The sequence below is a fragment of the Microbulbifer sp. GL-2 genome (genome assembly GCF_007183175.1).
GTDB lineage: Bacteria > Pseudomonadota > Gammaproteobacteria > Pseudomonadales > Cellvibrionaceae > Microbulbifer.
On record NZ_AP019807.1, the window covers coordinates 3,560,791 to 3,581,064 of the forward strand.

14 protein-coding genes are annotated in these 20,274 nt (G+C 48.3%); 8 read left to right on the plus strand and 6 right to left on the minus strand.

Annotated features, from left to right (window positions below):
• Positions 1 to 605: 605 nt before the first annotated feature.
• Together GL2_RS15605 and GL2_RS15610 are read right to left on the minus strand one after the other, a co-directional pair.
• Positions 606 to 1,991 carry an MFS transporter gene (locus GL2_RS15605; RefSeq protein ID WP_143731519.1) on the minus strand — a complete coding sequence of 462 codons (1,386 nt, stop codon included), beginning with the start codon at positions 1,989 to 1,991 and terminating at the stop codon, positions 606 to 608.
• Between the two features lie 102 nt (positions 1,992 to 2,093).
• Positions 2,094 to 4,388, minus strand: coding sequence for a tetratricopeptide repeat protein (locus GL2_RS15610; protein WP_143731520.1), 2,295 nt, complete (start codon positions 4,386 to 4,388; stop codon positions 2,094 to 2,096).
• A gap of 62 nt (positions 4,389 to 4,450) precedes the next feature.
• Between GL2_RS15610 and GL2_RS15615 the strand changes: the two genes are divergently transcribed.
• The 7 genes from GL2_RS15615 (at position 4,451) to GL2_RS15640 (ending at position 10,604) form a co-directional block, all read left to right on the plus strand.
• A complete protein-coding gene (locus GL2_RS15615) occupies positions 4,451 to 5,545 on the plus strand; it encodes an HAD family phosphatase (protein WP_172621172.1) in 1,095 nt (364 codons plus the stop codon).
• Between the two features lie 215 nt (positions 5,546 to 5,760).
• Positions 5,761 to 6,849, plus strand: a complete 1,089-nt coding sequence (locus tag GL2_RS22410) for a sulfatase-like hydrolase/transferase (protein ID WP_370452061.1) — start codon at positions 5,761 to 5,763, stop codon at positions 6,847 to 6,849.
• Positions 6,850 to 6,875: 26 nt separating this feature from the next.
• Positions 6,876 to 7,385, plus strand: coding sequence for a hypothetical protein (locus GL2_RS22415; protein ID WP_370452062.1), 510 nt, complete (start codon positions 6,876 to 6,878; stop codon positions 7,383 to 7,385).
• Positions 7,386 to 7,883: 498 nt separating this feature from the next.
• On the plus strand, positions 7,884 to 9,029 hold the full coding sequence (locus GL2_RS15625) for a serine hydrolase (protein WP_172621173.1): 1,146 nt from the start codon (positions 7,884 to 7,886) through the stop codon (positions 9,027 to 9,029).
• Between the two features lie 285 nt (positions 9,030 to 9,314).
• On the plus strand, positions 9,315 to 9,695 hold the full coding sequence (locus GL2_RS15630) for an STAS/SEC14 domain-containing protein (RefSeq protein WP_143731522.1): 381 nt from the start codon (positions 9,315 to 9,317) through the stop codon (positions 9,693 to 9,695).
• Positions 9,696 to 9,732: 37 nt separating this feature from the next.
• On the plus strand, positions 9,733 to 10,080 hold the full coding sequence (locus tag GL2_RS15635; protein ID WP_143731523.1) for a hypothetical protein: 348 nt from the start codon (positions 9,733 to 9,735) through the stop codon (positions 10,078 to 10,080).
• Between the two features lie 74 nt (positions 10,081 to 10,154).
• Positions 10,155 to 10,604 carry a GyrI-like domain-containing protein gene (locus GL2_RS15640; RefSeq protein ID WP_143731524.1) on the plus strand — a complete coding sequence of 150 codons (450 nt, stop codon included), beginning with the start codon at positions 10,155 to 10,157 and terminating at the stop codon, positions 10,602 to 10,604.
• A 20-nt stretch (positions 10,605 to 10,624) separates the two neighbouring features.
• On the opposite strand, the gene GL2_RS15645 is transcribed toward GL2_RS15640, so the two are convergent.
• On the minus strand, positions 10,625 to 12,595 hold the full coding sequence (locus tag GL2_RS15645) for a DUF3604 domain-containing protein (protein ID WP_143731525.1): 1,971 nt from the start codon (positions 12,593 to 12,595) through the stop codon (positions 10,625 to 10,627).
• Positions 12,596 to 12,878: 283 nt separating this feature from the next.
• Here GL2_RS15645 and GL2_RS15650 point away from each other — a divergent pair, with 283 nt between their 5' ends.
• Positions 12,879 to 14,558: an NAD-dependent malic enzyme gene (locus GL2_RS15650; protein ID WP_143731526.1), complete on the plus strand. Its 1,680-nt coding sequence runs from the start codon at positions 12,879 to 12,881 to the stop codon at positions 14,556 to 14,558.
• 43 nt (positions 14,559 to 14,601) lie between these two features.
• Here GL2_RS15650 and GL2_RS15655 read toward each other — a convergent pair whose 3' ends face one another.
• The 3 genes from GL2_RS15655 to GL2_RS15665 are packed head-to-tail and all read right to left on the minus strand — an operon-like array spanning position 14,602 to position 20,078.
• Positions 14,602 to 15,906: a patatin-like phospholipase family protein gene (locus GL2_RS15655; RefSeq protein WP_172621174.1), complete on the minus strand. Its 1,305-nt coding sequence runs from the start codon at positions 15,904 to 15,906 to the stop codon at positions 14,602 to 14,604.
• Between the two features lie 49 nt (positions 15,907 to 15,955).
• Positions 15,956 to 16,747, minus strand: a complete 792-nt coding sequence (locus GL2_RS15660; RefSeq protein WP_143731528.1) for a M48 family metallopeptidase — start codon at positions 16,745 to 16,747, stop codon at positions 15,956 to 15,958.
• 7 nt (positions 16,748 to 16,754) lie between these two features.
• On the minus strand, positions 16,755 to 20,078 hold the full coding sequence (locus GL2_RS15665; RefSeq protein WP_232053646.1) for a type I restriction endonuclease subunit R: 3,324 nt from the start codon (positions 20,076 to 20,078) through the stop codon (positions 16,755 to 16,757).
• Positions 20,079 to 20,274: the final 196 nt, after the last annotated feature.

Consider the following 20,274-nt stretch of genomic DNA (forward strand, 5'->3'; position numbering starts at 1 on the left):
TCTTTATTTTATCTTCTAAGGCCCTAAGGAAAGGAAAAATATAATTATTTTATCCTCTTGCAGTTGTTAGAGTTAGATGCTTGTCTCGTCGCAGGGTTACACGGGGTTTGCTGTCAACTAATAAATGCAATTAATTTGGTAATCCTAGGCCTTTTTCTTCTTGAGTTTTCCCTGTTGGTTGCAGCTACCTGAAGGATATTTTCAAAATTTACTTTTCTTTCGCTTGGTTACATAGTTTTATATTTGTTGTGTGTTGGGACACCTCTAAACCAGAGGTCATGCTCAATGGGTGTCTCCAAAGGTATTGCTATTTAGCCTCCTAGGAACATGGATGCCAAATCTTCCTTCATGGCGAATTCAGCAATGGGAAACTCTCTGTCAATGGGATTTGCCGCTAACATATTATCCGGTAGCGCGTGATAATGGTCTATTACAAGTCACTTTCCAGTCAAAAAGTCAAAAAGTCAAAAAGTCAAAAAATCAATAAGTACTTCATTGAAATTGGAGAGGCGCCAACTCTGTTAGCTTGTACAAGTTTTTGACTGGCAACTTCTCCCCACTGCTTCCCTGGATAATTCAAAAATTAACAAGATTTTTTGGGCGTATTATCTGTTTTGTTGATTAGGATTAACATCTTGCCCACTGACAAACAATATACAAATGACACATGCTAATATTGAAAGGTAAGCATTTACAGTAAAGGCTCTGGCAATGCCGCTTAGGAAGTCAGGGGAAGTTGCAACAATAGTGGTGTTAATGCCCAAACCCAAGGCTCCTCCTACAATTTGAAACATCAGTAGAATACCGGCAGATAAGCTTGCTTGGGCGGGTGGAACTAGTGTTATTGATACCGTAGCGATCGTTGGGTAAAATAGTCCGATACCTACTCCGAGGAGTATTAATCCGGGAGCCATAGCTAAGATAGCTGTTTCTCTATTAAAGTTGGTCAACATAAACATGCCAGCGCATATCAATACTGAGCCAATTGCTAAAATTAACTTTGGTCTAATTTTTCCATATAATTTTCCTGAGATGTAAGATGTAATGCTAAATAAAATCAACATGGGCAGTAGTCCAATGCCGGCCAATGTTGCATGGTAGCCATGTAGTTTGCTTAATACTTGCGGTATATATAGTAGGGGGGAGAAAAATACCACAGAGATCACGAGAGCAGAAAGTCCTGCAGAGAATAGCTTGTAGTTGCTAGCAATTTCCCTGGTGATTAGTGCATTTTTATTGGCCCGGTATTCGATAATGATAAAAAACCCAAGAAAAATAAAGAACGATGTTGTTAGGGTGACAATTAGTGGGTGTTTGAATCCAATGTCCACACTCATATCTAGTGCTAACAGTAAGCTGAATAAGGAAATGGACAATGTGATCACACCAGCGTAGTCAATTTTCTCATTATTGATTGGAGATCTATCATCAGCAACAAACTTCCATATCAATAGGCATGCTATCGTGCCTTCAATTAGGTTTAGAAAAAAAGTATAACGCCAATTTAATAGGTCAGTGATCGCCCCTCCAAGCAAGGGTCCTAAAGTTAAGCTGATGCCGGTGGTTGCCATAATTAAACCTCCAGCTAATCCAGACTGATCCCTCGGGATGAGATTGTAGATCATGCCTAGAATAGATGGCCACATTAATGCGCCACCTATTCCCATTAGTGCTCTGAATATTAATAACATCCGTATATCAGTTGCAAGTCCACAGAGGATTGAAAACAACACAAAAATTACGCTGCCTATAAAATATATTCTTCTTCTCCCAAACATATCCGCTAGGCGTCCACCAGAAATAATTAAAACACCAAATACCAGTGTATAACTATTTATCAGCCACTGTGTGGTAGTGATATCGCCATTGAAATCTAGTTCGATGGCCGATGCCGCGACTGAGATGATAGCTAGATCATTTGTAAGAAAGTATATAGCGGCGCATAATGCAATCACCCCTAGTAATTGGCTTCTCGTTAGAGTAAATTGCATTATTGAGGTATTTTTCTTTGCGATAGTTATTTTGAATCCTTGATAGCAAGAGTTTTTCTAGTGGTTTTCTTTTAGGGGGCTGGCTTAGAAAATTTATTGCCCTTACTTATCTAGTAGAATTGATTGATATTTCTTTTCCATAGAAGAATTTCCTGATTCTTTGTTAATAGAAACTAAAGCCCGTAAAATTTCAGGGCTGCCTGGATATAGGTCCAATCCATTTTCTAAGACCTCCAGGGCTCGCTCATTCTTTCCTGTCGAGTTAAGAGCTATTCCGTAGACATAGATAAAGCGGCTGTGAGTGTCACTGGCTTCGGCGGATTCTTTAAAGTAGGACATAGCCTCAGAGTGACGATTTTGTCGCACCAGTGAAAGCCCCAATGAGTGCTGGATCGAGGCCTTGCTTTCTACAAAAATTAAGCCTCTTCTCAATAGTTGTTCGGCATCCTTTTCACGCCCTTGCTCTCGGTAGAGGTCTGCAAGGTTGATATAGGCCGGAGCATAGTAGGGTGCTTTATTTATGGCTCGCCGATAGAAAGCCTCAGCCTGCTGGATATTACCTCTATGTCGATGGAGTTCCCCCAAGTTGACCAGAGACTCCGGACGATCACTATTAAACAACTCCGAGGCGGCATACTCTTTTAGTGCCTGGACATGTTGATTCTGAATAGAAGATGGATAACTATCTGTAGGTAATGAAGCCAATGCATTCGCTGCCAGTGAGCGGGTAACGCGTTCTTTTTCAAAGAGTAGAGGAATACCCAGAGCCGGACGCAATTGTTCAGGTACTCTATCGAGCGATTGTGCCAGGGCAAGACTGAGTAGTGGCTCGTCGCTTTGGGCTACTGACTGAAGTAGATGGACAGAGTCCCTAGAGAGATATTGTGGGAGTAGGGTTACTGCCGTTGCCCTGACGATTGCTGGTTGGTTGAGATCTGTTATCAGTTCGCTTAGTTTGCTTTCGGCGTTGATCTCTCTGTGAAGCCCTGCAAATAGAGCCTCACCATAATGGGTTTTGCTTGGAGCACTAAACGATTTACGGAGGGCCACCGTCGCCCATTGATTGGTTTTGTCTTTATGGCAACTGATACAGGCATTGGGAGTCTTTAGTTTTTCCGAGAGGTCAGGCCTTGGAACTCGGAAACTATGATCTCGACGGCTGTCCACCTGCATATAGTTTTGGGCCGGCATGTGACAATTGACACATTTTGCACCGGAGCTATTCACAGGGTGAAGATGGTGCTCGGTTTGGGCAAACTTCTCTGGGAGGTGACACTGGGCACAGACACCATCTGTACTACCACGCAACTGTAAGCTGTGCGGTTCATGGCAATTACTACAGGTAACGCCTGCTGCATACATCTTACTCTGGAGGAATGAACCATAAACATAGACTTCTTCATTAATCTGGCCGTCTATATGGTAGAGCGGGGGCTGTAACAGTGCGGGATTATAGTGGTCCAGAAATTGGCTGCCTGCTTCCGCCCCCGGAAAAAAAGTAGTGCGCCTGGAGTGGCACTGTGCACAGGTTTGTAGCTCTTGGTGTTTGGTTGTTACCCTATTTTTGGCAATACCTTTTTCAAAGTCCATATCCCAGTTGGCTGTCCTGACTTGATTCAATTTAATAGAAAATCCAAAATCTCCATATTTCTTTTGTTTATTCTGTACCCACTCAAGATGCCTGGAGGCGGGACCGTGACAGGATTCACATCCGATATTAATTTCGGACCAGGTGGTATTAAAGATGTCTGTTTTCAGATCATAATTTTTTTGTAAATTGGTGGAGTGGCAATCAGCACACATAAAGTTCCAGTTTTGATTGATGCCCATCCAGTGCAGGGAATCCGTATGAATAATATTTTCATTGGGATAAAGGTGAAACCATCGCTGTCCTCCCTTTGATTTAGCTCGGGTGTCCCAGACAATACTCAGAGCCTGTAGGCGTCCACCGGGGATTTCAATCAAGTATTGCTGTAGTGGTTCTACACCAAACGTATAGGCGATGGGAAACTCCTGTAACTTGCCATCTATTCCGTCTGTTTTGACGTAATAGATCTCTCCCTTCTTAAAAAAGGTGGAAGTTACCCCCTCATAGGTAAAAGTTGAATCGTTGAAATTGCCGAGGATACTACTGTCGCTGGCTTCTAGCATAGCCAATGCATGATGAGAACTCTGCCAAGCGGTATTCTCTTTTTGATGACATTTAGCACATAAATTCGATCCGACATAAGTGGGTGGTTTACTCGATGTCTCATATGCCAGGTTGGTCTCGACGTTGAATTCACTACTAGACGTATCAACTTTGCGGATGCTACTTATATCTGTTCCACAAGCCGTGAGAACCAGCACACTTAGGAGAATATGAAAGCGGTAAGTGCTGCTGTCTATATTTATCATATTTCTATTACAGTTCTGGATTACCCGGATTTGGTCCGGATTCGCTAAGGGAAGATTAGTTCATGTGCCGCCAAAAGAGTGATCGTAAACTGCGAGAAAGCTGCAAAGATATCGTCAAGATTCAACGGTATCTATTTACTTATTGTTTACTCTTGTTGGCACATGTTTGCTTTGCTGAAGTGGAGAGCGGAGGACCACTCCCATCTTGGAATGATACTGTCGCAAAGCAGGCTATAGTGTCGTTCGTCGAAAAAGTTACCAAAAATGGTGGTGACGGTTTCGTGACCACTGAGCAGAGAATCGCCGTATTTGATAATGATGGAACTTTATGGGCAGAGAAACCAGCCTACTTTCAACTGCTTTTCGCCATGGATGAGGTAAAACGGTTGGCACCGGAACATCCGGAGTGGAAGACGGAGCAGCCTTTTGCTGCAATCCTCAATGACGATATGGTTACTTTGTTGGCGCAGGGGAGAAGCGGGCTGGAGGAAATAATTGGTGCCACCCATGCCAATATGACCGGAGAGGAGTTTAACAAGGTTGTTGCTTCATGGCTCGAAACCGCCAGGAATCCGCTCACGGGAAAACATTATCGCGACATGTATTACCAACCGATGCGAGAGTTACTAGGTTACCTACGGGCAAATGGTTTTAAAACTTATATTGTTTCCGGCGGCGGTGCTGATTTTATCCGTGTGTTTTCTGAACGCCTTTATGGTATTCCACCGGAGCAAGTTATTGGTAGTCGCCTAAAAGCACGCTATATGGAAGATAACGGCAAGCCTCAGGTTATCAACACCGATGAAGTCGAGTTTGTGAATGATAAAGAAGGTAAACCTATTGGAATTAGTCAGATGATTGGCCGCCGTCCGATTTTTGCTGTAGGTAACTCGGACGGAGATCTGCAGATGTTGGAGTGGACCACTACCGGCAAGGGGTCGCGTTTTGGAATGTTGATTCACCATACCGACGCAAAAAGGGAGTGGGCTTATGATCGTAGATCCAGGGTGGGGCGTCTGGATAAAGCCCTAAAAGCTGCTAAGCCCAACGGGTGGACTGTCGTGGATATGGCAAAGGATTGGAAGGTGGTTTTTCCGAAGGAACAACCTGCCGAAAAAGAACACAAAACTACTGAGAATGTGGACGTTCAAGGTTGATTTGTTTTTTTGCGAGGTAGGTTTATTCAACTGCGTTGATGTGGCGGCCACCAATAGGTACATACTTGGCTAGTCTTGCTTTAATGCCCCGCAAAGGAAAGGGCCAAGCTAGGTCCCTGGCGCCAATAATAGGGGGAATAACCAGGATGTCAGGCAAAGTACCTTTGACTTGATGTCAGCAGGTCAAAAAGTGGAAAATGTTCATGAGGCCCGTGATGTATTTACTTCCCCTGCAGTCTCGTCGAATAGCTGTGGCTATTGGTTTATTGTGCTGCCTTCAATGGCAAGTCAATGCACAAACGCAGCAGCCTCCCGATCAACTCCAGGAGCAACCGCAGGTTCCGCTCCAAGCCCAATCTCAAATGCCGGAGAAGCCCAATATCCTCGTAATTTGGGGAGATGATATTGGTATCTGGAATATCAGCTTTAACAGTCGCGGCATGATGGGGTATACCACCCCGAATATTGATCGGTTGGCAGTTGAAGGCTTGTCATTTACCGACTACTACGGCCAGCAATCCTGTACTGCCGGTCGTGCCGCTTTTTTGGCTGGCAATGTCCCGGTACGTACAGGAATGACCAAAGTGGGTTTACCTGGAGCCAAAGAGGGGTGGCAAAAGAGTGATGTGACTATCGCCACGGTGATGAAAAGCCTTGGTTATGTAACTGGCCAGTTTGGCAAGAATCATCAGGGCGATCGGGATGAACATTTGCCCACCAACCACGGTTTTGATGAATTTTTTGGCAACCTCTACCATCTCAATGCGGAAGAGGAGCCGGAGAATCGCGATTACCCCAAAGATCCTGAATTTCGTAAGAAATTCGGTCCCCGCGGCGTCATCAAATCCTTTGCTGGGGGTACTATTGAGGATACTGGGCCTCTGACAAAAAAGCGTATGGAAACTATTGATGATGAGACTCTTGCAGCGGCCATCGACTTTATTGAGCGTGCGCATCAGGCAGGTAAGCCCTTCTTCGTCTGGTGGAATGCCACCCGGATGCACTTTCGTACCCATGTGCGGGAGGAGCACACTAACCTGGCTGGCCCGAACAGTAACGAGTATATGGATGGCATGGTAGAGCACGATATTCTGGTAGGAAAGTTGCTGGACCTCCTCGATCGCCTGCAGATCGCCGATAACACTATCGTATTCTATTCAACGGATAATGGTCCCCATTTCAATACATGGCCTGATGCTGCCACCACACCGTTTCGTAGTGAAAAGAACTCAAATTGGGAGGGGCTTATCGGGTCCCAGCCTTTGTACGGTGGCCTGGGAAGTTTCCGGCTGGCACTACGTTAACTGGTATTGCTTCACACGAGGATTGGTTGCCTACGCTGGCTGCCGCTGGTGGAAATCCCGATATTAAAGAGCAGCTAAAGGAGGGCGTTGAACTGGAAGGTCGGCAATATCGAAATTATGTCGATGGCTACAACATGATGGATTATTTTACCGGCAAGGCCAAGCTATCACCGCGCAAGGAATTTATCTATGTGAATGATGATGGACAAATAGTGGCGATGCGTTACGAACCCTGGAAAGCCATTTTCCTGGAAAACCGTGGCAAGGGCTTTGAAGTCTGGCGTGAACCTTTTACGGAATTGCGAGTTCCTCTTCTATTTAACCTACGTCAGGACCCTTTCGAAAAAGCACAGCATAACTCCAATACCTATAATGACTGGTTTATTGACAGAGCTTTTGTGCTGGTGCCGATGCAGCAGCTTGCAGCCAAATTCCTGCAAACCATGAAGGAGTATCCTCCCAGTCAAGTGCCTGGTTCTTTTAACTTGGAAAAGGTACAAAAACAGCTTGAAGCAGGAGCGACGGGCAGTAACTGATCTTTCAGTTAATATTTTTAGGATAGGGCATGCGAAAAATTATTATCGTGATTTCTATGGATAGAATTGAGAGGAAAAAATAAGACTATAGTTCCCGCTTGAACTGCATGACTTACTCGTCGCAATTCAGCGTCTTGGGGAATGCTTTTATCAGGCCATTAAATAAGATTCCAGTGTCATCCAGGCCGGGAAGGAATGCGAGCTTCAAAGCTATTTCTTTATTTGATCTAATTTAAATTTTCTTTATCATATATAGGTGCGCTTATGTACTTATTGTGATTTGTGTTCAATTCATTGTGTATTGACAGCTTTTTCGCCAGATTTTATTAGTCTGTATGCTAGTTGATTTACGGATAGTCGGGCCACCCATAAGTTAGTTTTATGGTACTTGGGTACATTTCTAGTTTATCATAAATGGATAAAATGCTAAATATAGTTGTATAGTGGCTCGGCCATTTGTAAGGCATATTTTAAAATTATAAAATGGAATTTTATCACATGTATAGATCTCTCTTGTCATTGAGCTTTTCAGTACTACTGTTACCGCTTCAATATGTAAGTGCGGAAACTACTTCTGAACGAGCAGAAGCTCTGTTTGAGGATGCTGTATCTTCAGAAACTGTTCCCGGTATAAGTGTGGCAGTTGGTAGTAGTGATGGTGTTCAGTGGGCTCAGGGGTTTGGCTACTCGGATCTTGAATCTAAAGTCCCAATGACTAAGAAAACAAAGCTCCGTATTGGTAGCGTGTCCAAAGTGATGACTGCCTCTGCATTAATGCGCTTAGTTGAGCAGGGAGTGATCGACTTGGATACTGAAGTGCGTACGTTGGTACCTGAATGGCCTGATAACCACTCGCCTATCAGCCTGAGGCAGTTGACAAACCATACTTCTGGAATTCGGCATTATAAGATACCGGATGAATTTCTCCTTAATATTAAGTACAGTAATACTATTGAAGCGTTGGATATTTTTAAGGGTGACCCTCTGCTTTTTAGTCCGGGTGTGAAAAAAAGCTATTCCACTTATGGCTGGACTCTCCTTAGTGCCGCTATGGAGGGTGCCAAAGGAAAGGGTTTCAAAGAAATTGTTCATAGCGAAGTCTTCGACCCCTTGCAATTAAAGAAAACAACCTTTGATGATGCGGCCCCAATCATTCCGAAAAGACAAAGAGCATACTCTTACTTCGGCGGTACGCTTACAAACTCACCAGAGGTTAATAGTAGTCATAAGTATGCCGGCGGCGGGATCTTATCAACTCCAAAAGATGTGGTTAAATTTGCACTTGCTCATTTAGAGCCTGGTTATTTACGAGAGGACTCACTTTCTAAATTATTTACTAAGTCTCACCTCTCTGATGGAAGCGAAATCAATATAGGAGTTGGCTGGTTCATAGGTTCAGAGGATTTGGTCGCTGAATATGCTTCAGATGAATATGAGGACTTAAGGCGCATCCTTCAAGAGCACCCTAATATCGTATCTCATAGTGGTCTCAGTATCGGGAGTGTTAGTATGCTTATTCTTTGTCCTGATCATCAGCGTGCCATAGCAGCGATAAAGAATGTAGATTTGGAGACAAGTGCAGACCTAACGGCTTTATCGTTAAGAGCTTTGGATATTTTCCATAGATCAGAGGAAAATGAGTAGAATCTTTTGGGCCTCAAAACTACCCTGCAGTCACATAGGTTGTAGGGTATAATGTAAATCTCTCGACTATGAAATATTCATAAGTTTATGCTGAAATGGAAATATGCCTAACTCTGGTGGTGAGCGCTATCGAAAACAAATTTTTTCAGGTGTTTTTATTTTTCGTTTAATTTAAACGTTTTTTGAAGTTGTAGGTAGATATACGGCAGATCTTCGAAGAGGGCATCCGTTATCTATTTCAGTGTAAATATTGGAAAGTGCTCACCCCAAAATAGGAATAATCAGATGATTACAACCATTGATATTGGTTTGCCTAATGCTCTTGCATTTAAAATATCTGGAGATATTACTGAAATTGATATTTCCGAGGCTTTTGACCAGATGAAAGCCCTTGGGGAGAAATATGAAAAGATCACAATTTACGAGGAAATAGAGTCATTCGATGGTCTGGAGTTTTCGGCAGTTATAGAGAAATTCAAGTACCTCTTTGAGGTTGGCATCTCAAATATATGCGCCGTGGCGATTTTGACTGATAAAGAGTGGCTTAAGAAAGTTGTAGGTATTGAGGATAAGTTGTTTCGAGGTATTGACATGAAGTGCTTTTCTCCAAATCAGCACACAGATGCGGTACATTTTTTAATGCAGTATGCACCTACTGATGAATGATTTATAGTTTAGTTTTCATTCTTATAGACGGTGAGTTATGTCAAAGGCATTAGAGCTAGCAAAATATTACTTTGACCTTTCAAATCAGAGTGATTTTTCCGAGATAGAAAAGATTTTTGATCAATCTTCTACATTCTGTGCTCGGGATGGCGTAATTTATCTGGGCGTGCAAGACATTATGGCGATGCAAAGGCTCCATCATGGTTCTTATAGCACTCTGAAATGGATTGTAAATGAAGTCGAGGAAGTTAAGCCCGGTATTATTCGGTTTGATTTCGACTTCGAAGGTACTACTCAAGGTGGAGAGTCTGTCAGAATGTCTGGAGTAGAATTTGTCGTTGTCGATAGGGGAATTATTCGGCATATCGATGTTCGAAGCCAGTAAGATTGTGATCTTCATAGGTTTACAGTTGGCTGTTATTCTGAGAATACTAATAAAGAGGATAATACGGAGTGGTTATGGTTGTTGAGCAGATAGAAGGTTTTGATCTGGTAGGGCTTAGTACAAGAACCAAGAACGCCAATGAGGCAGATTCGAGTACAGCAAAGATTGCTCCCCTATGGGATAAATTTGGTGCTGAAGCTGCACCAAAATTGCGTGGAGCCCCCAAGGTATATGGGGTATATACCAACTATGAATCAGATCACACTGGCTTGTTTGATGTTTATGCATGCTCAGATGTGCTTTCCACGGAGATGTCTGAAGACTTTGAGTCTGTTCGTATAGAGCCCGGCAAGTACCTTGTATTTACTGCTCAGGGGGAGATGCCGCAGGTAGCGATCGATCTTTGGGGTGAGGTTTGGGGTTATTTCTCAGCGCCAGATTGCCCTCAACAGCGGGCTTATACAACCGACTTTGAGCACTATGTTGGCGCTAATGAAGTTCAGATTGCCATTTCCATCAAGTAGCTATTCATTCTTTGCTGTGCTTACTGGGGCGAATACCAGATCGGAGAACTGAAGGCGCGCCCCTGCTGGATCAGGGGCACTTTCTCATCCATATCAATGCCGAAGCGCACCTTGTCGTAGAGTGTCCAGCGAGGTGTGGGTATTTCAAGGGCACGTAGATAGTAAACGGCTCTTTGCTTGGGGTTAAACTCTGGGTCTTTGAAGACACCGATCAATTGGGGCTCACCAATGCTGTTGGTGTATTTGGCGGTTTCCAGATCGACGGTGTTACCTACAGGCGGAATCTTGCCGTCACTGTCTATTTTTCGGTCCCCCGACCACTTCACATTAAAGATCTTTTCCCTGGTGTGCCCGTTGTTATCCAGCCAACCCTTAATGACTTGTACTCGGTCGAGGTTAGCACCCTGGGGGTCTTTTAGTGCAGCTACAAGAAAAGTAGCCTCTTGTCCTTTGCTGGCGGGAGGTAGCTTTTGCCCCATCGTTACCCCTTTTTTGTATCCGTTAGCTACCAGATCTCCATTGATATCCGCATCTGTATAGTCATAACCGCCAAAGAAGCGCACGGAAATCCGTGGGCCGGTAGTAGCGAATGTCTCCTTGCGATTCATTGCGTCCCAGATGGCCTCACGAGTATTTTCGGAGGCCCATACACCCGTGATCCCAGAAGCGGCTTGTTCCCAGCCAAAGTATTCACCGCCAACCCCTTTCAGTAGAGGAAAGGCCCAGCGCTGCTTGTTACTGGGCTCCAGGGTTTTGAACTTGCCATAGAAATTATCCTGGTCTGGAGTGGAGAGCCCGGTATGGGCATCCGTGCCCGCATTGGCGCCATATTGAAATGGGTTGGTGCCCAGGGCTTTCTCCAGGCGCAATCCAGATTTTAGGGCTTCGCGCCAATACTCGTACTGTAAGGCGCCAGGGGGTTTGGGCTTTAGGATCAGGTTACCGCGGTCCCAAAGGTCCCAGTTGGCGAATTCATCTTCCGGGGAAAGAGCAGGGTGAGACTCGCTCTGCCCCTTTATTTGCACCAGTTCATAAAGGGGCTCATAGCGTGCGCGAAGCTGAGCCCACTCTGGTGTGAGAGGGGAGCCATCAAACTGCTTCTCAATAAACATACGCCCGTTTGACATATTGCCATTGTGCGGAATAGCCAATACTCGCCCGCCGGTTTTATCCTCGTAGGCTTTCATCCACTCCCAAAGCTTCACCGGGTTTTGGGTATCAAAAGTAGTCAATGGCAGCAACGATCTGGTGCGGTCGGCACCATCGCGAAATATGATATTGCGATGCAGGTTATCGCCGCCATCAGCGTTGACGGTCCACTCGAAGGCAATAAAAGTGGTGAACTCTCCGGGCTTGTAATACTGCTCTGCGGCTTCAACCGTTTTCTCCCAGGCGGTACGCATCCACTTGGGGTCCATGACCTGTTTAGGGAGTTTGCCTTCTGATTGGAGAACGATGACTTCGCTCTTGGCTTCATTGGTGGCTTCCTCACTGCCGGAGGCCAGAGCATCGTGCCAGCGCTTCAGTGTGGGGTCGGACATCATTTCCGGGTTACCAGCGACTATCTCGCTGATAACACCCATGCCGTCGGAGTGATCGGTGATCATAAACCAGTCGTAGGGGCGGCTCAGTTTTGCTTTGAGCCCGCTGTTGGAAGTGACTTCTTCCCCAAGTGCAAACCGATAAGCATCGTCCGGGGTGAGTATTGCGCCATCCAGCCCTGCATCCACGGACCAGCCAGTATGGACATGTGTATCGCCAAAATAGACATTGCGTGCGATACGTTTGTCGGCACTTTCCTGAGCTTCCAACTCCGCTTTGATTTCCGGTGCCATGGCGGTAAGTACCTCACGCTTGCTGCCTTGTTGTGAGGTTGTTTCGCTGTTGTTTGCGGATTGCTTTTCAACCTCGCTATTATTTTTTCCGCAGCTATACAGGCCTGGCAGGACTAACAGGGCAATTAAAGTAGTTTGCAGTTTTTTTATTGGCATTCTGGGCGCTCCATTGCCTTGGTAAAAAACGAGCGGCGCCGATATGGGTTTCGGGACCGCCATTACCAGTGAAAATACAGCTAGCATAGTTGAGCGGTGTTTTTTCCGGGGCGGGTAGGCGACAGTTCGGGTCTTGTTATATCGCGGAACAATAGATAGTCTTCCTGGCCCCACTGGATTGGCAGGTTTGCGCACAATCCTGACCCGCATTGGTTTATTTAGTCAGATTGTAAAAGCTGAGCGCAATTTACCCCGTCTGCCGTATCAGACTAAAAGCAGGTTTATGAGCAACAACGAAAAGCGTCCACTCTATATCCCCCATGCCGGCCCCTCCCTGTTGGAGATGCCGCTGTTGAACAAAGGCAGTGCATTTACTCTGGAGGAGAGGCTTGAGTTCAACCTGGCCGGTCTTCTACCGAACAATGTCGAAACGATCGAAGAGCAGGCCCGGCGTGCTTATCTGCAGTACCAGCAATGTAAGACAGGTCTGGATAAGCATATATACCTGCGAGGGATTCAGGATGACAATGAAACCCTGTTCTTTTACCTGATTGAACACCACACAGAAGAGATGCTGCCGATTATCTACACGCCCACAGTAGGTGCGGCTTGTGAAGAGTTTTCCAGTATTTATCGCAATCACCGCGGTTTGTTTATTCCTTACCCGGATCGCGAGTACATGGATGACATGTTGCGTAGTGCTACCAAGGAGAACGTCAAGGTTATCGTGGTAACCGATGGTGAGCGTATCCTCGGCCTTGGTGACCAGGGTATTGGCGGAATGGGTATCCCTATCGGAAAGCTGTCCCTGTACACCGCCTGTGGCGGTATCAGCCCGGCCTATACCTTACCGGTAACCCTGGATGTGGGCACTAACAACCGCACCCTCCTTGGAGACCCAATGTATATGGGCTGGCGCCATGAGCGCATTTCTCAAGAGGAGTACGACGAGTTCTTGGAGCAGTTTATTTGCGCTGTAAAGCGTCGCTGGCCCAAGGTGCTGGTTCAATTTGAGGACTTTGCCCAGACCAATGCTATGCCTCTGCTGCGCCGTTACCGAGAGCGCTTGTGCTGCTTTAACGACGATATCCAGGGCACTGCTTCCGTAACCTTGGGCACTATTCTTGCAGCCTGTAAAACCTGGCAAGAGCCCATTACAGCGCAGAAAGTGGTGATTGTCGGTGCTGGTTCTGCCGGGTGCGGAATTGCCGAGCAGGTGGTGAGCGCCATGGTGCAGGCCGGTCTCAGCGATGCGGATGCCCGTGCGCGAATTTTTTTGTACGACCGCTACGGCCTGGTAACTTCGGACATGAAAGGCCTGCATGATTTTCAGCAGGCCCTGGCGCAGAAACCCGATGTGTTTGAAGGCGTATCTGAATGGGATCTGGAAAAGCTGATTGGCGAAGTTGAGCCCAGTATTCTGATCGGGGTTTCCGGGCAGGGCGGCCTCTTCACTCAGCCCGTGATCGAGGCGTTACAAAAAGGACATGAACGGCCGCTGGTGATGCCTCTATCCAATCCCACTTCCAGAGCCGAGGCGACTCCTGCAGAGATCTTTACCTGGACCAAGGGTGAAGCGCTGGTAGCTACTGGCAGCCCCTTTGCGGCGGTGGAAATGAATGGGCGCCACTATGCTGTGGCCCAGTGCAACAATGTCTACATCTTCCCCGGAGTTGGCCTCGGTGTTCTTGCCGCAGGTGCGACCCAGGTAACAGACGGTATGTTGATGGCCGCTTCCAATGCCCTTGCTGAGCAGGCGCCGGTCGTAAAAAAGGGAGAGGGCGCGTTGTTGCCACACCTAAATGATATCCGTGAGGTAAGCCACGATATCGCGCGCGCGGTTGCGGCCCAAGCGCAACTGGACGGAGTGGCGCCAAAAGTGAGCCGGGACCAGTTGGAAAAATCCCTCGAGCGCAATGTCTGGCAGGCTGATTATCGCAGTTACCGCCGCCGTTCATTCTAGTCATCCATGAAAGCAGCCGGGTAGTTCTACCCGGCTTTTTTCCTTAAACCATTTGCTCGCCGGAGAAGAAGACTTCCGGCTGACGCAGCACCAGATAATCCTCCCACAGGAAACCGCTGCTCAAGAACTCGATCGCAGCTCTCACGCCAGACAAGAATAAGTGTTCACAGTGCTCTCCCGGCATGGCGAAATCCAACCAGTGGGGGTGCTGGCCACTATCCATCGGTCCTATGGCGATTTCTTTTACCAGCGTGTGGTATTCCGCATTCAGGCTTGCCCGTACGTGGTTGTCGAGCATATTGCGGCAGGTATTGATCAGCCCCATGGCAAAACGCCCGAGCTTGTCGGATTTGGGCTGGTAGTGGTCCACTTCCAGTTTGATGCCAAAGGTGGGCAGCTTCGGTGTGCCGACTGGCTTGTGGAAGATATCAAAGGGGAAATTGGATACCAGGCCACCATCCACAAACTGGATCTCTTTGGGGAAGCCATTCTTGAAGAACAGTCTGGGGTTGCCGATTCCCTTAATACTGCGCCAGTTTTCGGCCACTGAGCTGCATTCATCCAGCTGCGGAATATCTTTCACTGTAAAGGGCTTGAAAAAGCCCGGCACAGACATGGAAGCACGAACGAACTCGGCGGGATTCACGGCATCCGGGTTGCTGAAATAGAGTGGTGCCTTGGCTGGGAAAATGGCTCGCGTCTCCGTGGTGATATCCGCAGCGACCAAAGCGACTTCTGCACAGCCCACTTGATGATCCGGCTCTCCTTGATAGTGAAGTGTGGGGAACTGGTTGATACGCTGATTGAGTTGTGCGGTATTGGTGATACCCAGCTGGCGCAGTTCATTTTCTAACCACTGAGTAAAGGTATCGCCAGGGTTGAGCCCTTTTTCCTTCAGCAGCTGCTTACAGGTACGCAAGGAGTCGAATGGATGTAGTGCCAGGCTACTAAAAAGCCCTTTGCCTTTAAGCAGGCGCTGAACGGTTTTACGTGCGAAGCGTTCACCATCCTCAAAACTGGCAAAGTCTGCCTTGGCCATGATATCCAGTAACTTTTCGCTCTTACGTGAGCCCGGCGTACCGGCCGCGGCCAAAAACAGTGCATTGATGGCGCCTGCAGAGGTGCCTGCAACTTTGCGAAAGCGAATGCCAGCCTTCTCAAGGATATAGGTGTAGCCCACCAGGGCAATGCCAAGCATGCCACCGCCTTCCATTACCAGATCCACATACTGGAGCCCATCGGCATCCTGTACATCGCTAAAGGATTTACCTTCGATCGATTTCCGCGAATTTTGCCAAAGGGTATCCGCTTGGGAGATAGCACTGGTCACCCACGCTGTTTTACTCATTTGATCTTTCCCTGAAGTGGCGGTCGATTCCATACGAAAGTTAAAAATATTATCGGTTAAAAGAGTGGGGCAGGGTATCACCCAGAATCAAATTCGCCATAGCATCCAGCTTGTTTTTCGTGCCTTCCCACTTGGGCATCACTTGATTCATTAAACGGTAAAATCGCTCGCCATGGTTGTGTTCGGCGATATGGCAGAGCTCGTGCAAAATCACATAGTCGATACACTGGCGCGGAGCTTTTACCAGATGGGGGTTGAGGGTGATACGCCCCTGGGGGGAGCAGCTGCCCCATTGGGTTTTCATGCTGAGGGTGCGCAGGGGTGGACGCCCGGAGACCCATAGGGTCTGCTCCAATAGCGCATCCAGGCGGCGGTGAAAAATTTCATTGGCGCGTGCCTTGTACCATTCGGCCAAAAGCAGGCGCACTCTTTCGGGATCTTTTTTACGCACGGATACTTCCAGCTTGCCGCGCAGTAATTTCACCTGCTGTTGGGTGTCTTCAGACTCAATGACTTTCAGCAGATATTGCTTGCCCAGATAGAAGTGGCTCTCGCCACTGATATATTGCCGTGGCGTTAAATATTCCAGCGCTTTGCGGAAATCCCTCAGCTGCTGGTAAATCCAGCGCCCGCGTTTTTTTACCGCTTTTAATACCGCATCGTTATCGATAGGTTCGGGTGCGCTGACCACTACACGGCAGTCGGGGTGCACTTTGATCAGCACTCGCCCATTGGCCTGGGAGCGAGGCTGGCATTCAAAAGTGATGCGCTCATCCCCATAGGCAAAGCTCAGTTGCCGGGAGTTGGGGTTATTTTGGGGGGAAGTAAAAGGCACATTCATGCCGGGATTAGTCTCCGCTTAAACCAACGCGGGTGATCTGTAGGATCATCTCCACCATTTTCTTGGCCTGCACCATACCACTGCCGATGGATTTACACTCCATAAATAATTTGGGCATCAGTTTTTTATGGATATCCTTCTCAATATTTTGCGGGCTGATGGAGTGTTCCATTACGGACTGGGTAACCATTGTATCGATCTCGAAGGCCAGTTTGATCCACTTATCCTGTACCTGGCTATCGCCAACTGCGAAAACCTCCGGCAGGCTTTTCTTGAATACACCAAAATAGGCCTGGGCATGACGGTTATCGGCAAAGGCATTGGGGATTTCATCCAGGTTGCGGGCTTTTACCTGGGCTTCCAGCGCTTCGAACAGTAAGAACTGCTTGTGCGGGTGATCGAACAGTTTTTCCGCCGCCTCAATCGCTTGTAGCAGTAACTTGGAAAAGGCTTCCTGGGCGTAGGGATCGTCGCGCAACTCCTGTTCGATCATGCGGGTGACGCGGGTTTTGATAATATCGGTTTCGTTGCGGGTTTTGTCCTCTCCCCAATCTTCAGGCCGCTCCGCTTTGCCCATTTTATTGACTTCGTATTTACCCTCGGGCTGTAAGATTTCCACGCCCACCACATGCTTATCCAGCAGGTTTTTTACCTGGGTCGCGTATTGGTCATAGTCCACAGAGATTCCGGTTTGCTGTAGCGCCCACTGGCGTAGTTTGGCGAACTCTTTAACCGTCTGTTTATAGTGCTGGCGATCACTATCGCTAAAAGTTTTGTCTTCGAAAAAGGTGGCGGATTGCAGGGCTACTTTCAGGCAGGTGGTGAAGTGGGTGAGTGCCTCGTAGAAGTCCTCGCGCACTTTTAGGTTTATATCGACCAATTCACCATTGCGCTGTTCAATTTTGGGCACTATCACCTGACGCAGTTGCTCGGTGTCCTGCTTATTTTTTACGCCGGCGAAAATGCCCCAAAGGTTTTTATACAGCAGGGGCAGGCGCTTGTACTCGCTGCTCATGGGGCTGTAGAGCCCAGTGATATCGTCGATGTCGTAGCCGCCCTGGGTGCGTGCGGCCAGATCCTGGTATTTCTGCATGGTGGTATCCAGCTCTGCCAGGATGCCCCGGTAATCGATCAGCAGGCCGAACTTTTTATCCGGGTGCAGGCGGTTGACCCGCGCGATCGCCTGGATCAGGTTGTGTTCCTTGAGCGGCTTATCGATATACAGCACCGTATTCTTGGGTTCATCGAACCCAGTCAGCAGCTTGTCCACCACAATCAGCAGTTTCAGGGAGTCATCTTTATCGAAGCGCTCAATCACTCCCTGGGTGTAGCGCTGTTCATTTTGCGAGCCCACATTGTCTTTCCACCACTTCACCACCTCCGGCATCGAGGACTCATCTACCGCCTCGTTGCCCTCGCGGGTATCCGGTGCACTAATCACTACCGCCGATTCAAATTTCTGCCCCTCTGGCCAGTGCTGCTGGGCTTCATCCAGGTACTTTTTATATTGGATGGCAGTGGCTTTGCTATCGCAGGCCAGCTGACCTTTTAAGCCCGCATCGATATTTTTAACAAAATGGGTGGCGATATCTGTGGCAATCAGACGAATGCGATCGTCTGCAGTGTAAATCTCTCCCTTGCGGGCAAACTTGCGTTTTAAATCCGCCTGCTGCTCCTCGCTTAACCCCACTGTAATGCGCTCAAACCAGCGGTCAATTGCGCGCTCGTTAACATTTAGGTCCGGGATACGCTCTTCGTACAGCAGTGGGGTTACGGTGCGATCCTCCACCGCCCGCTGCATGGTATAGGCATGGACTATGGGGCCGAATTTATTGGTGGTTTTGTCGTCTTTCAGCAGGGGCGTGCCGGTAAAGGCCACAAAGGCGGCATTGGGCAGGGCCTGGCGCATACGGATATGGTTTTCGCCGCCCTGGCTGCGGTGGCCCTCGTCGATCAGCACAATCAAGTCGGCACTGTCGTTGCAACACTCCGGCAGGGCAGTGGCGCCGGTAAATTTTTGCACCAGCGAGAAGATAATGCGCTCATTGCCGCTGCCAATCTGCTGGGCCAAACGCTTGCCGGAAGTAGCCATCGCCGCTTCCTTATCTTTCTTGCCCGCCAGTTCGCCGCCGCTGGCAAAGGTATTACTGAGCTGGCGCTCCAGATCCACCCGGTCGGTGACAATAACCAGGCGGCTTTGTTTGAGACTCGGCTGGAAGATCAGCGCCTTGCTTAAAAACACCATGGTGAAGGATTTGCCGGAGCCGGTGGTATGCCAGATCACACCGCCCTCCCGCGCGCCGTCACTGCCGCGTTGGGCAATGCGCTCCAACAGTCGTTTGATGCCGAATACCTGCTGGTAGCGGGCGACAATTTTGCCGGCCTTTTTATCGAACAGGGTGAAGTAACGGACCATCTCCAGCAGTCGCTGGGGCGATAGCAAGCTGATTAGCATCCGATCCTGGCCGCCCAGGGCCAGCTCGCCGCCGGCGATCAGGGTCTGGTACCAGTCCAGATCTGATGGGGAGCGCTGTTTAAACAGAGTTTGGATTTGTTCGCTGGAAAGGGGGCGGTTTTTGATCGCCAGCATTTCCCCATCGGCGATATCCTCCTCGCGCCAGGCCGCCCAGAATTTTGCCGGCGTGTTACAGGTGCCGTAGCGGCCCTCAGCGCCGTTGACCGACAATAACAGTTGGCTGTAGGCGAACAGTTGCGGGATTTCATCGGGGCGCTGGTTGCGCAGGCTCTGGGAGATACCCTCGTCAATAGAGGGTCCTTTCTTGCCATCCGGACGCTTGGCCTCGATCACTACCAGAGGAATACCGTTGACAAAACACACCATATCCGGGCGGCGGCTCTCTACGCCGCTGGCGCGGGTTACGCTGAATTCCTCGGTAAAGGCAAAGTGATTGTTGTCGATGGTGTGCCAGTCGATCAGGGCAATGGTGGGGGTGGCTTTTTTGCCATCGACAAACTCGGTCACCGAAATGCCGTAGAGCAGATGGTTGTACAGCTCTTCGTTGGCCGCAATCAGCCCTTTATTGAGCGCCGGGCTGCACACTATGCCGATCAGGTGGTCGATGGATTTTTGTGAGAGCGGCTGCTCTTTACCGGCGAAATGGAAGGTCCGTTTACCCAGCTCCCGGCGCAGTATCTCCGTGAGCACTACCTGATCCTGGCGCCCACTACGGACTTGGTTGGCCTCGGCGGGAGGTAAAAACGACCAGCCCAGATTGCATAACAGGGCCAGGGCGGGGATCTTTGCGGCGTATTCTTCTTGGAATTTTGGTACTGCTGTGTAATCCATTTCCACGGTAATGCCTATCTCCAAAGGGAAATCCGTTTTTATTGGGATAAAAGTGTCTCTGTTTCCGGGCTGTGGAGCAAGTGGAAAGGGGCTATTGCCCAGCTCGCTGCTTGCGAGGCTGTGCCGCAAGCGGCGTTGGTTCGAGCACTGTGAGGTTGGAAGCTGATGGCTAGCCGTTGCTTTGCTGGCTGGTGGTTTTGGGGTTGGGGAGTCCCTGGTA

What these genes read in the sequence shown, in the direction of transcription:
- GL2_RS15655 (WP_172621174.1), bottom strand. Translation starts at nt 15,906, where the DNA reads ATGAGTAAAACAGCGTGGGTGACCAGTGCTATCTCCCAAGCGGATACC.
- GL2_RS22410 (WP_370452061.1), top strand. Translation starts at nt 5,761, where the DNA reads ATGTATTTACTTCCCCTGCAGTCTCGTCGAATAGCTGTGGCTATTGGT.
- GL2_RS15605 (WP_143731519.1), bottom strand. Translation starts at nt 1,991, where the DNA reads ATGCAATTTACTCTAACGAGAAGCCAATTACTAGGGGTGATTGCATTA.
- GL2_RS15615 (WP_172621172.1), top strand. Translation starts at nt 4,451, where the DNA reads ATGTGCCGCCAAAAGAGTGATCGTAAACTGCGAGAAAGCTGCAAAGAT.
- GL2_RS15630 (WP_143731522.1), top strand. Translation starts at nt 9,315, where the DNA reads ATGATTACAACCATTGATATTGGTTTGCCTAATGCTCTTGCATTTAAA.
- GL2_RS15645 (WP_143731525.1), bottom strand. Translation starts at nt 12,595, where the DNA reads ATGCCAATAAAAAAACTGCAAACTACTTTAATTGCCCTGTTAGTCCTG.
- GL2_RS15635 (WP_143731523.1), top strand. Translation starts at nt 9,733, where the DNA reads ATGTCAAAGGCATTAGAGCTAGCAAAATATTACTTTGACCTTTCAAAT.
- GL2_RS15640 (WP_143731524.1), top strand. Translation starts at nt 10,155, where the DNA reads ATGGTTGTTGAGCAGATAGAAGGTTTTGATCTGGTAGGGCTTAGTACA.
- GL2_RS15650 (WP_143731526.1), top strand. Translation starts at nt 12,879, where the DNA reads ATGAGCAACAACGAAAAGCGTCCACTCTATATCCCCCATGCCGGCCCC.
- GL2_RS15610 (WP_143731520.1), bottom strand. Translation starts at nt 4,388, where the DNA reads ATGATAAATATAGACAGCAGCACTTACCGCTTTCATATTCTCCTAAGT.
- GL2_RS15625 (WP_172621173.1), top strand. Translation starts at nt 7,884, where the DNA reads ATGTATAGATCTCTCTTGTCATTGAGCTTTTCAGTACTACTGTTACCG.
- GL2_RS15660 (WP_143731528.1), bottom strand. Translation starts at nt 16,747, where the DNA reads ATGAATGTGCCTTTTACTTCCCCCCAAAATAACCCCAACTCCCGGCAA.